This is a genomic window from Pleurocapsa minor HA4230-MV1, from assembly GCA_019359095.1.
Taxonomy (GTDB): Bacteria; Cyanobacteriota; Cyanobacteriia; order Cyanobacteriales; family Xenococcaceae; genus Waterburya; species Waterburya minor.
On the sequence record JAHHHZ010000036.1, the window covers coordinates 556,457 to 569,212 of the forward strand.

Below are 12,756 nucleotides of genomic sequence, written 5' to 3' on the forward strand. Positions count from 1 at the left end.
ATGCTAACTAACGACAATATTTTGACAACTCAAACTCGATCGCCCGAAGAGATTTATTTAGAGCAATTTGTGACTGCATATTGCGATCGCACTAAAACTTCCAAGCAATTAGCCCAGGATTTTCGCCCAACTTTAGCCGATCCGAGGGTGACAGCAGGATTTAGTTTACCCCTTAAAGAGATGTGTTATCCAATTGTGGCGCAAAAGTCTTTGGGTGCAAAAGTTTGGGATGTGGATGGTAATGAATATATAGATTTAATTATGGGGTTTGGGATTAATCTTTTAGGACATAATCCGCCGTTCATTAAACAAGCCATGATCGAACAATTAGATCGAGGGATTGAAATTGGGCTGCAAACTCAACTAGCGGGGGAAGTTGCCCAATTGATTAAGGAATTGACTGGGATGGAGAGAGTTACCCTAAGTAATACTGGTACAGAAGCGGTGATGACAGCGATTCGCATTGCTAGGGCTGCTACGGGGCGTAATAAGATAGCGATCTTTTCTGGTTCTTATCACGGACATTCTGATGCTACATTAGTCGATCTTAAACAAATCGACGGGAATTTACAAACACTGGCTAAAGCTGATGGTATTCCCGATAGTGTTGTGGGAGATACTCTGGTTTTGGATTATGGGAATTATGATTCCTTAGCAGTAATCCAGAATCATCAGGCAGAATTGGCAGCGGTTTTAGTCGAACCCGTACAAAGTTGTCGCCCTGATTTGCAACCGAAAGAATTTCTACAACAATTGCGTAAATTAACCGCAGAATTAGGCATTGTGCTGATTTTTGACGAAATGATTACAGGTTTTCGCGTTCATCAAGGGGGGGCGCAAGCTTGGTTTGATGTACAGGCAGATATTGCTACCTATGGCAAAATTGTCGGTGGTGGCTTACCGATTGGCGTAATTGCAGGTAAAGCCGAGTATATGGACAAAATTGATGGGGGAATGTGGAATTATGGCGATCGCTCTTTCCCCTCAGTCAAAACTACTTTTTTTGCGGGTACTTATTGCAAACATCCTCTATCTTTAGCTGCTGCCAAAGCGATGTTAGAGTATCTTAAAGCCCAGGGAAATACTTTACAAATACAGTTAGGCGATCGCACTACTCAATTTGTTCAGAAATTAAATCATTGTTTTGCTAATTTTGAATTGCCAATTAAGATGGCTAACTTTGGTTCTTGTTTTGATGCAGTTTTAGATAGAGATTCTATACCGTCATCTAGTAGCGATGCAGTTAATATTGGCATCGATTTATTATCCTATCATTTACTCCATAAAGGCGTATTAATTCGGGCAGGTAGTGGTTGTTTATCTACTGCTCATACAGATGTGGAACTGAACTATGTAATTCAAGTAATTGAAGAGAGTTTAAAACAATTAAGACAAGTAAATTTACTTTAAAACATTAAACATTCAGGACTATTTCATTCTGATAACAATTAATCAAGCAATTTATTTCTTGACTGAAATATTAAGTCCGTTTAAACGGACTTAGTGTCTTAGACAGAGAATTTATTCTCTGGCTTCTTCCAAGATTAAACATTAAACATTGAATATTGAACGATGAAAATTAAACCAATTGAACGTATACATCAACCAACAATCAAAGAGTTTAATCAATATATAAGCCAAAATCAACCAGTCATTATTACTGGAATTGCGAACCAATGGCAAGCTTATTGTCATTGGACTCCCGAAAGTTTTAAACAGATGTTTGGCGATCTTACTATCCCCTTGAGAGCCAGCGATAATGAAATTGATGTGTTTTTTGGTGAGGATAAACAAGATAAATTTTTACGTTTTTCTGAATATCTTGATTTGATTTCCAATTGGAATTCTTGTGATCAAAGGCCACCATATTTTGGTAACATTTGGCTTAATGATCCTGAAATGAAACCCATAGTAGAACCAATTATTAGAGATTTTGATTTTCCCAACTATTTTACTGATAGTAGTAGAAATGATCTACATCTTTGGATTGGTGCAGCCAAGCAAAAATCGACAATTCATAATGACAATTATCAAAACTTAAATGCTCAAATTTATGGCGAAAAAGCCTTTTTACTCTTTTCTCCCGAACAACATCAATTTCTTTATCCCGTCAAAATTGATGACGAATTATGGTCTAGTCCCATCGATCCACAAAATCCAGATTTAGCCAAGTATCCTTTATTTGAGCGCACAAGTTGTATCGAAGCTATTTTACAACCAGGAGAAATTTTATTTATTCCTATTTTTTGGTGGCATCAGGCTAGAGCAATTACTACAGCAATTAATCTCAACATGTGGGCATTTACTAATAAAATAAGTCAATACTGGAATGAAGATAATCCCATGTTTATCAACTGTTTAAATTTAGCTAAATGAAGTTATCTACTCAGGGTGTTTTAAAATTACTAACAATGATGTTAATGACTATTTTAATATCTATTGGCTGTAGTCATAATTCACCAGAACCAACTAGCTCAAAACTAGCATCATTATCAACAGCAGAATATCGCCTAGTCAAAGATGCGATCGCTGAAGTCAAAGTCCCGCTCAATCCTCAAAGGTTAGTAACTTTACACGGTACAGCCCTAGAAAGCATTTTAGCATTAGGGGAAAAACCAGTCGGCACAACTTTAAATGGCGATCGCGATCGACAACCAGATTTTTTAAAAAAGCAATTAGATGATGTTGAAATTGTAGGCTCTTTTAGCGAACCTAACTTAGAAAAAACTTTATTACTCAAACCAGATTTGATTTTAGATTTAGGTACACCCACCGCCTATTCCCAACTATCTCAAATTGCGCCCACTATTACAAGTGAATCTCAACCTAGTAATAATTGGCAACCCAATTTAAAACTTTATGCTGAAGCTTTAGGCAAACCAAAATTAGCAGCAGAAATTATTGCTAATTATTACAGCCGACTCGAACAATTTAAAGCAGCAATAAATAAAAAAGGTAAGCCAATAACAGTGTCCGTGGTTCGTATTTATCCTCAAGGAATTACTTTCTATCAACCAGACTCCTTTTCGGGTGCAATCTTAAAAGATGCGGGTTTATCTCGCCCACCTTTACAAAATAAAGGAGGAGGGCAACAACTAATTAGTCAAGAATTAATTAGTGAAGCAGATGCAGATATTATTTTTTACTGGGCTTATGGCGATGATTATCATAGTAAAGAAGACCGAATCCAGCATAGTTTAGAACAATTAAAATCCGATCCTTTGTGGTTGAAATTAAACGCTGTCAAACAAGGAAAAGTCTATCAAGTCCCAGACTATTGGATCGGTTATGGCCCTTTAGCTGCTAATGCCGTAATTGATGATTTATATAAATATATACTGGATAAGTAAATCTTGAAATTTTTCAATATACCTTCTAATCTTCGTCCTTTTATAACTATTTGGATCGGTCAATTAATTTCTATTTTAGGTTCAGAAATAACTGATTTTGCCATTACAATTTGGGCTTGGGAAATTACAGGTAAAGCCACACCATTATCTTTGATTTTGCTATTTGCTAAAATCCCCAGTATTATTGCTGCTATTTTTGCAGGGGTAATTGTAGATCGTTATAATCGTAAGTTTTTAATGTTTTTTGGTGATACTGCCTCTTGCCTTTCAACTATTTTTCTACTCATACTTTCTTTAACTAATCATTTAGAAATTTGGCATTTATATATTACGGCTGCTGTCAACGGATTATTTGGTTACTTTCAAGATTTAGCTTATTCATCCTCCATATCTTTACTCGTACCCAAACAGCATTATACAAGAGCAACAGTTTTAAATGATTATGTCAGTGGTTTTGGCGCTAATATTATTGCCCCAGCTTTAGCGGGAACACTATATTATTTAATCGGATTACAAGGAATTATGGCAATCGATTTATTGACTTTTATCATCGCTATTTATTTATTATCTTTAGTTAAGATACCGCAACCAATTACTAACACTAATACATCTGAAAATAATAATTCATGGCAGAATTTAACCTTTGGTTTTCGCTACATTATCAAGCAAAAAAGTCTCGTAATGATGGTTATTTTTATCATCATTTTCTATTTCATCGATCGCGTTATTTCGGGAATTGAATCACCAATGATTTTGGCTCGTAGTGACAATAATACAGCTATCTTTGCCAGCGTTCATGCTGCTACTGCCATTGGTGGTGCGATCGGTGGTATTTTATTAAGCATTTGGGGTGGTTTTCAACGTCGCATTCACGGCTTATTACTCGGGACAATCTTAACTTTTACCAGTGCGATCGCTTTTGGCTTGAGTAATACACCTCCCCTGTGGCTGATTACTACCTTCTTCGCTGCTTTATTTTGGCCGATTATTGGTAGTTCTGAACAGTCAATTTGGCTGGCAAAAATACCCCCAGAAATCCAAGGAAGAGTGTTTGCAGCCCGTTTTTTGATGACGCAAATGCCCGCACTAATTGCTTTGGGGATGACGGGAATTTTAGCCGATCGCGTTTTTGAACCAGCGATGATGCCTGGAGGTAGTTTAACCCCATTGTTAGGTGGTTTATTTGGTACTGGCTTAGGTTCGGGAATGGCAGTTCAATATACTTTATTCGCCGTTGGTGGCGTAATCCTCGGTTTAAGTGGATATGCCTTTGCTCAACTGCGAAATATCGAAACGATACTACCAGATGCTGAGGTGGAAGTAATGGGTAATGGGTAATGGGTAATGGGTAATGGGTAATGGGTAATGGGTAATGGGTAATAGGTAATGGGTAATGGGTAATGGGTAATAGGTAATAGGTAATAGGTAATGGGTAATAGGTAATGGGTAATGGGTAATCAGTAATCAGTAATTAGTAATTAGTAATTAAATGTTCAATGTTTAAAAGAAAGTCAGCATTATTTTTAATCAGCCTAGTGATAGTTTTGTTGGTTGGACAAACCAATTTACTGAGTAAGACTAATACCGAAATTCTTTGGGATAACTATGGTGTGCCTCATGTCTATGGAGTAGATAATCAAGGCGCGTTTCAAGCTTTTGGTTGGGCGCAAATGCACAGCCACGGTGATTTAATCTTACGTCTTTATGGTCAAGCTAGAGGACGGGCGGCCGAATATTGGGGAGAGGATTATTTAGAGTCCGATCGATGGGTGGTCACCATGGGTATTCCCCAACGGGCAAAAACTTGGTATAAACAACAAAATTCCACTTTTCGTACTTATTTAGATGCCTTTGCTGCTGGTATTAATAGCTATGCTCAGTCACATCCTGAATTAATTGACGATGAAGTGGCAGTAGTTTTACCAGTGACGGGAGAAGATGTTCTCGCCCACGTTCAACGAGTACTTAATTTTACCTTTGTGGTAGACCCAGAAACAGTTAACAATCTCGGTAAAGAACAAAAGTACTCCAAAGGTTCTAATGGCTGGGCGATCGCGCCGTCTCATTCAAAGAGCGGTAATGCGATGTTACTGGCTAACCCTCATTTGCCTTGGTCAGATTTATTCCTCTGGTACGAAGCACAAATTACCGCCCCAGGTATCAATGCTTATGGCGCAACTTTAGTGGGTGTTCCCGTTTTGGCGATCGCTTTTAATGATAATCTCGGTTGGACTCACACCGTTAATACTTTCGATGGTTGGGACTTGTATGACTTAACCCTCTCGGGTAAGGGATATCTCTTTGATGGGGAAGTGCGAGACTTTGAGCAGAAAACTACAGATATTAAAGTAAGACAAGCAGATGGCACAATTAAAGCTGAAAAGCTGCTCGTTCAAAATTCAATTCATGGTGCGGTAATCAAACAAAAAGATGGAAAAGCCTTAGCTTTAAGAGTTGTTGGTTTAGATCGCCCTGGAGTATTAGAACAATGGTGGCAGATGGCAAAAGCAAATAACTTGCAGGAGTTTGAAGCAGCACTTAAACCCGTACAACTACCAATGTTTACCGTAATGTATGCCGATCGCCAGGGACATATTATGCACCTATTTAACGGTCAAGTCCCCATTCGCGATCGAGGAGATTTTGCCTATTGGTCAGGTATTATTCCTGGTGATACCTCAGATACCTTATGGACTAAAATCCATCCTTACCAAGATTTACCCCGTATTCTCGATCCTGTCAGTGGTTGGCTACAAAACGCCAACGATCCACCCTGGACAACTACTTTTCCCCAGGCGATCGCTCCTGAAGATTATCCTGCTTATATCGCTCCTCAAGAGATGAATTTTCGACCCCAAAATTCTGCCCGTATGCTAGCAGAAGATCCTAAAATCTCTCTAGAGGAAATGATTGCGGATAAACACTCAACCCGTATGGAAATGGCGGATCGACTCCTCGACGATTTACTCCCTGCATTACGTCAAGAAGCTAGTCCCTTAGCTTTAAAAATAGCTGATGTGCTGTCAAAATGGGATCGACAAACGAATGCTAATAGTCAAGGGGCAGTCTTATTCGCTGCTTGGTTAGAAGCAACTGACTTTGATACTCTATTTAGTAAGCCCTGGCAAGCAAATTCTCCTCTCAGTACCCCCGATGGTTTAGCTAATCCCCAGCAAGCAGTAGCCACACTCTTAGCTGTAGCAAACAAGATCGAACAAGATTATGGCGCGATCGATGTCCCCTGGGGTGAAGTGTTTCGTCTGCGCTACGGCAATGTCGATTTACCCGCCAATGGAGGGCCAGGATATTTAGGAATTTTTCGGACAGTTAATTTTATGCCGATGGAAGATAGTAAACGTTTTCAGGCATTTGAAGGGGATACTTTTGTGGCTGCCGTTGAGTTTTCCCAACCAGTCAAGGCAATGGCACTAACTACCTATGGCAATAGCACCCAGTCACATAGTAGTTCTAGCGAGCAGTTAAAATTATTTACTCAAAAACAATTGCGCCCCGTCTGGCTTACACGCCAAGAAGTAGAAGCTCATTCAGTCAAACAGGAAAATTTTAAACCCTAAAAGTTCATGACTATCACTATTTCACAGGCAGATTACTGCGATTTGTTTACAGAAATCAAAGCTAATTCATCCCAAATTGATCGTTTTGATCTTACCTATGCCTATCCATCACAACTAGGACAAGGTTATTCTCGTTTGATTCAATTACGCCCTGGGTTAGAAATAAACATCGAACAGTATCAACTGCACGATCGCGCGATCGTGCAACAAGGCGATCGCTTTCATCCCCTGGAAATGTGTTTTCAAATGAGCGGACAAAACTGCGATCGAGATAGTTTCCTGGATGCAGGACAAACTATATTTTGCGGTAGTGGCTTAGCGGTAGCCCAAGACTGGGAGCAATTTCACCAGCAACCAATTACCAGCATAAATATGCACATCGAACCCGAATTAGTCATGGATTTCTGGGGAGAAGACGATCGCGATCTTAATGTCAATTGGGACAAATTATTGAGAACAGAAGAACAACCCTACTTTGTAGTTTCTGGCTCGATAACTCCGAAGATGCAGACAGTATTACAACAAATCTTAAATTGTCCCTATCAAGGCGCGATCGCACGGATGTATTTAGAAGGTAAAGTCTGGGAACTGATGGCACTACAGCTATCACAGATTACAGAGAATCGCGAGCAACAAAACCAATATTTTCTTAAATCAGCAGATCGCGAGCGTCTTGAGCGAGCTAGACAAATTTTAGGCGATCGCTTCGATCATCCTCCCTCTTTAAGCAACTTAGCTCAAGAAATTGGCTTAAATGAATGCGCCCTTAAACGGGGTTTTCGCCAGCTATTCGGCACAACTGTGTTTGGCTATATTTATCAACAACGGATGGAATACGCTAAACAGCTTTTACAACAGCGAGAATTAAATGTATCTCAGGTAGCCAAAAAAGTCGGCTACTCCAGCCAAAGTCGTTTTGCTACAGCATTTAGAAAGAAATTTGGCATAAATCCTAAAGTGTTTATGGGACGATCCTGAAGCAAAACGATTTCGTTTTTTTACCCACTACCTATTTGCGAAGCTTATCCTTTAGGACTACCTACTACCCTCTAGGGCGCAAAATATTCCCTCTGAGGCGCAAAGTCTCCGTAAAAACTACTAACAAATGATGTATTCTAAAATACTTGAGAATAATTATTATTAGTCACAGAAAAAAAGTGAAATTTTATTATCGATTTCAGTTGTGGAACAATAGTTTAGGCTGTATTTTAATTGCTATAGCGATGACGTGTGGATTGTGTGACTTAGCAGGAGCAAAAAGTAAAGAGGATATTAATTATAAAGATTGGCAAAAAAAAGGCTTGATTACCTCAGAGGAAAAAGACTGGGAGACAAAAAAGGGCGATCGTCATAATTTACATAATTTAATTGCTCAAGGGATTACCAGGGTTGAAGGAGTACAGGTTAATCAAACGGAGCGAGGATTAGAAGTAATTCTAGAAACCGCAGCAGGAGAGCAAAAATTAGTTCCCTTAATTTTACCTGAAGGGAATAACTTAATCATCGAGCTTTTAGATGCAACTTTGGCTTTACCATCGGGGAATGAATTTAGAGAAAACAACCCCGCACCAGGAATTAGCGAAATCATCGTTACTGAAATAGATGAAAGCAGTATTCGCTTAACCATTACAGGGGAAACTCAAGCACCAAGCGCGGAAGTAGTACCATCATCGCAAAATTTAGTACTGACTATCAATCCGCCAGGAAGTACCGCAGAACAAGCGCCAGATGAAGAGATAGAAGTTATTGCCACTGGTGAAGGACAAGAAGAGGCAGACGATTATACAGTTCCCGACTCTACTACAGGCACTCGCACCGATACACCTTTAAAAGATATACCCCAGTCAATTCAAGCTGTACCGCAACAAGTTATTAAAGATCAACAAGCTAATCGACTAGAAGATGCACTACGTAATGTCAGTGGAGTTAGCTCAGGGGATAGTTTTGGCGGTACGACAGAAAGATTTGTAATTCGCGGTTTTGCTCAAGATACCACTTTAGTTAATGGATTTCGTCAGGGTGCTTTTGGACAGGGATTTCCCAGTTTATCAAGATTAGAACGCATCGAAGTCTTAAAAGGGCCTGCCTCAATCTTATACGGCAATCTCGAACCTGGTGGGATCGTTAATCTGGTGACGAAAAAGCCTTTAGAAGAACCATTTGCCGAAATGAATCTAGAATTAGGTAGCTTTGGTTTATTTCAGTCTAGTTTAGATTTTTCCGATGCGATCGATTCTGAGCAGAAATTACTTTATCGTTTAAATGCTAACTTTGAAGTCAGTGATGGTTTCCGCGATTTTGACCAAGATACAACCCGTTTATCTCTCGCCCCCACTATTAGCTGGCAAATTGGCAAGAACACCGATGTACTGATAGATTTCAACTATACCAATGAAGCTCGACCATTCGATCGCGGTATTGTGGCTATTGGTGATGGTGTTGCGGATATTCCCTTCGATCGCATTTTTCAACAGTCTGATGATGAGTATAAATTAGAACAGTTGAGTGCTAGCTATCAGTTAGAACATCGTTTTAGCGATAAATGGAAACTCCGCAATAGTTTTAGCTTGGTTTCGTCAGAGACATCTGATTTTCGTCTAGATTCATTATTAATTGATGATTCAGGGCTATTAGAAAGAGGATTTCGCCGAAATAATGATATCAATGAAAACTACAGCTTACAAACCAATGTTGTTGGTGAGTTTACGACGGGAAAAGTCGAGCATCAGCTTTTAGCTGGAGTAGATTTAGATCGGGCTACTGGTGTGGGGAGACAGGGAAGATTACCAGACGATCCCGTATTTCTAATTGATGTCTTTACCCAAGAAGCCGATCCTGTTCCCGATATCGAACCTGAAGAACTAACTTCATTTGCTCGCGACGAAAATATCAGAGCAGATTTACTTGGTATATATTTGCAAGACCAAATCTCTATTTCCGAACAGTTCCAGTTTTTAGTTGGAGGACGTTTGGATATTTATGAGCAAAAGTCAATTGATTTTACCGAAGATCTTACTGCCGAACAATCTCAAGAAAAATTTAGTCCCCGCGTTGGTTTAGTTTATCAACCAATTGAACCTATTTCTTTATATGCCAGCTATAGCAGCTCATTTAATCCCGATCCCTTTAATTCCACTACCGTTGCTGGTGATGTTCTTGAACCTTCGACTGGTACTCAATACGAACTGGGAGTTAAAGGAGAATTTCTGAATCAAAAACTTACTAGTACCTTGGCTTTCTATCAAATCGATCGCACTAATTTTGCTACTACCGATCCCGATAACCCAGATTTTAGTATTGCTGCGGGAGAAGTTCGCAGTCGAGGAATTGAATTAGATCTGGCGGGGGAAGTTTTACCTGGCTGGAAGGTTATTGCTGCATATGCTTATACCGATGCCGAGATTACCGAAGATAATGACTTTGCTGTCGGCAATAAATTAGAAAACGTTCCTGAAAATAGCGCGAGTTTGTGGACAAGTTATCAAATTCAGCAGGGAAGCTTACAAGGATTAGGATTAGGCGCGGGAGTCTTTTTTGTTGGCGATCGCCAAGGAGACTTAGATAATACTTTTACGTTACCCAGTTATGTCCGTACCGATGCTGCAATTTTCTATCGTCAAGATAATTGGCAAGCCAACCTCAACTTTCAAAATCTTTTTGATGTGGATTATATTAGGTCGAGTGAAACTTTTAGAGAAGCACTTAGACCAGGGGATCCCTTTACCGTAATTGGTTCAGTTTCCTGGCAGTTTTAAATTTTTTCAACCTCAGACAATGGCGATTGGCACAGCCATGCCTTCGGCGATCGCAATTATTTCAGACTAAACCCGATTCTCAAAAATAACTTTGTGGTAAACAGTTTAATTCCGCTGAAACTCTATTATCCATTACCTATTACCCATTACCTATTACCTTTGCTCAACTTTTCAATGTTCTATGCCAACAGGATTGAATATCACTTTAACCCTTTCACTTTAACCCGTCGTCCTAGGGGGATACACATAGGAGTATCTGCCAAAGGATCGGGGATGATACGACACTCTAAATTAAAAACCTCCCGCACCATTTCTTCAGTCATTACTTGTTCTGGAGTTCCCGTAGCGTATACCTTACCCTGCTGTATAGCTACCAAATAATCGGCATAGCGACAAGAGAGATTAAGGTCATGCAGAATCATCACAATGGTTTTGCCTTGACTTTCCTGTAGTTCATCGAGTAGATCCAATAATTCCACCTGATGCGCTAAATCCAAAAAAGTAGTCGGTTCATCTAACAATAAAATATCCGTATCCTGAGCTAATACCATGGCAATCCAGGCTCGTTGTCTTTGTCCGCCAGAAAGACTATCTAATGAGCGATCTGCTAATTCGTCGATCGTGGTGATTTTCAAGGCTTCTGCTACCTTCTTTTCATCTTCCGTTGACCACTGCTGTAACCAGCTTTGATGGGGATAACGTCCCATAGCGACTAAATCTCTTACCGTTAATCCTTCTGGCGCGACAGGACTTTGAGTTAGCATTCCTAGTTTTTTAGCTACAGTTGTCGCCTTGAGTTGAGAAATATTTTTGCCGTCTAGATAAACAATGCCTGACTTGGGTTTTAATAGCTTTGCTAGTCCTCGTAATAGAGTAGACTTACCACAACCGTTAGCACCTACCAATACAGTGATTTGCTGGGGGGGAATTACTAAACTCAAATTCCGAATAATTGGCGCACCGTCATATGCCAGAGTAAGTTGTTGGGTTTCTAAGGGGTTGACTGGATCTAAATTTTGGTTCATCTTTGACGGGTTTGAATTAACAGATAGACAAAATATGGCGCACCAATGGCTGCGGTGATAATCCCACAGGGAAGTTCTAGAGGTGCAAACAAGACTCTTCCTAATAAATCGGCAATGACCACCAGCATTCCGCCGATCATTGCCGATACGGGTAATAGTCCTTCATGGGAAGCTCCCACTAACTGTCTTCCCAGGTGAGGTGACATCAAGCCGACAAAACCAACTGCACCTGCTGTAGCTATTGAAGCACCTGCTAAAGCAACGCTGGTTAAGAGTAATAAACCTCGCTGCCATTCAACCTGACTACCCAAACCACGAGCAACTTCATCTCCCAGGTTTAAAGTATTTAATTCTCTAGTTAGCAGCAATGCCATTAAGCCAAAGATTATAATCCAGGGAATTAAAGCCATTACTTGCGACCAAGTACGTCCGTAAACGCTACCTGCTAACCAAACTAAAGCCTGAGAAACAGTATCAATCTCCCCAAAAGTAATCATAATATCGGTCAAAGCAACGACAATCAGATCGAAACCAATGCCAATTAAAATTAACCGAATTGGCGAACTTCCTCCCTGCCAAGCCAACAGATAAATTAACAGTGCAACCGTCAACGCACCGCCAAAAGCAGCAAAAGGCAGCAAAGACACGGGAGCATTAGGCAGTAAAACTAATAAAGAAACCGCAGCTAAAGTCGCGCCTGCATTTATGCCGATAATTTCTGGTGCAGCTAGAGGATTGCGAGTGATACTTTGAGTAATCGTTCCAGCGATCGCTAGTCCCACCCCAACTAAAAAAGCCACAATAGTTCGCGGTAGACGTAGGGTATTAATCACAAAAGCATAATCCCGATTAGATGTTGGCAAACCCAATAAAGTCTTGACTACATCTAGAGTTGAAATGGGATATTCGCCATAGCTGACGCTAATCACCATAGCAACTATAGTTACCAGAGTCAGAATTATTAAAATTACTGGAACTCGCCGATCCAAATGAAATGAGATTGGTAAGATTGGAGAGCGAATAATTAGCCATTGTTTGGTCATTTAGTCAC

General features: G+C 39.9%; 9 protein-coding genes. 7 read left to right on the forward strand and 2 right to left on the reverse strand.

The window, feature by feature from the left end; genetic code table 11:
- The 7 genes from KME09_26365 to KME09_26395 all read left to right on the forward strand — a co-directional run bounded on the left by KME09_26365 (nucleotide 1) and on the right by KME09_26395 (nucleotide 10,680).
- Nucleotides 1-1,410 (forward strand): aspartate aminotransferase family protein, encoded by a 1,410-nt coding sequence (locus KME09_26365; protein MBW4537466.1) that lies wholly within the window; start codon nucleotides 1-3, stop codon nucleotides 1,408-1,410.
- Nucleotides 1,411-1,572: 162 nt separating this feature from the next.
- Nucleotides 1,573-2,376 carry a cupin-like domain-containing protein gene (locus KME09_26370; GenBank protein ID MBW4537467.1) on the forward strand — a complete coding sequence of 268 codons (804 nt, stop codon included), beginning with the start codon at nucleotides 1,573-1,575 and terminating at the stop codon, nucleotides 2,374-2,376.
- Nucleotides 2,373-3,350: an iron-siderophore ABC transporter substrate-binding protein gene (locus KME09_26375; protein MBW4537468.1), complete on the forward strand. Its 978-nt coding sequence runs from the start codon at nucleotides 2,373-2,375 to the stop codon at nucleotides 3,348-3,350. The genes KME09_26370 and KME09_26375 overlap by 4 nt, the downstream gene beginning before the upstream one ends.
- A 3-nt stretch (nucleotides 3,351-3,353) precedes the next feature.
- Nucleotides 3,354-4,688 carry an MFS transporter gene (locus KME09_26380; GenBank protein ID MBW4537469.1) on the forward strand — a complete coding sequence of 445 codons (1,335 nt, stop codon included), beginning with the start codon at nucleotides 3,354-3,356 and terminating at the stop codon, nucleotides 4,686-4,688.
- Nucleotides 4,689-4,846: 158 nt separating this feature from the next.
- A complete protein-coding gene (locus KME09_26385; GenBank protein ID MBW4537470.1) occupies nucleotides 4,847-6,925 on the forward strand; it encodes an acylase in 2,079 nt (692 codons plus the stop codon).
- Nucleotides 6,926-6,931: 6 nt separating this feature from the next.
- Nucleotides 6,932-7,903, forward strand: coding sequence for an AraC family transcriptional regulator (locus KME09_26390; protein ID MBW4537471.1), 972 nt, complete (start codon nucleotides 6,932-6,934; stop codon nucleotides 7,901-7,903).
- Nucleotides 7,904-8,082: 179 nt separating this feature from the next.
- Nucleotides 8,083-10,680 carry a TonB-dependent receptor gene (locus KME09_26395; GenBank protein ID MBW4537472.1) on the forward strand — a complete coding sequence of 866 codons (2,598 nt, stop codon included), beginning with the start codon at nucleotides 8,083-8,085 and terminating at the stop codon, nucleotides 10,678-10,680.
- A gap of 200 nt (nucleotides 10,681-10,880) precedes the next feature.
- Here KME09_26395 and KME09_26400 read toward each other — a convergent pair whose 3' ends face one another.
- Nucleotides 10,881-11,705: an ABC transporter ATP-binding protein gene (locus KME09_26400; GenBank protein ID MBW4537473.1), complete on the reverse strand. Its 825-nt coding sequence runs from the start codon at nucleotides 11,703-11,705 to the stop codon at nucleotides 10,881-10,883.
- Nucleotides 11,702-12,748 carry an iron ABC transporter permease gene (locus tag KME09_26405; protein ID MBW4537474.1) on the reverse strand — a complete coding sequence of 349 codons (1,047 nt, stop codon included), beginning with the start codon at nucleotides 12,746-12,748 and terminating at the stop codon, nucleotides 11,702-11,704. The genes KME09_26400 and KME09_26405 overlap by 4 nt, the downstream gene beginning before the upstream one ends.
- Nucleotides 12,749-12,756: the final 8 nt, after the last annotated feature.

Excerpts from the sequence above, each read along its gene's own strand:
- KME09_26390 (MBW4537471.1), top strand. The coding sequence starts at position 6,932 with ATGACTATCACTATTTCACAGGCAGATTACTGCGATTTGTTTACAGAA.
- KME09_26385 (MBW4537470.1), top strand. The coding sequence starts at position 4,847 with ATGTTTAAAAGAAAGTCAGCATTATTTTTAATCAGCCTAGTGATAGTT.
- KME09_26370 (MBW4537467.1), top strand. The coding sequence starts at position 1,573 with ATGAAAATTAAACCAATTGAACGTATACATCAACCAACAATCAAAGAG.
- KME09_26375 (MBW4537468.1), top strand. The coding sequence starts at position 2,373 with ATGAAGTTATCTACTCAGGGTGTTTTAAAATTACTAACAATGATGTTA.
- KME09_26365 (MBW4537466.1), top strand. The coding sequence starts at position 1 with ATGCTAACTAACGACAATATTTTGACAACTCAAACTCGATCGCCCGAA.
- KME09_26400 (MBW4537473.1), bottom strand. The coding sequence starts at position 11,705 with ATGAACCAAAATTTAGATCCAGTCAACCCCTTAGAAACCCAACAACTT.
- KME09_26405 (MBW4537474.1), bottom strand. The coding sequence starts at position 12,748 with ATGACCAAACAATGGCTAATTATTCGCTCTCCAATCTTACCAATCTCA.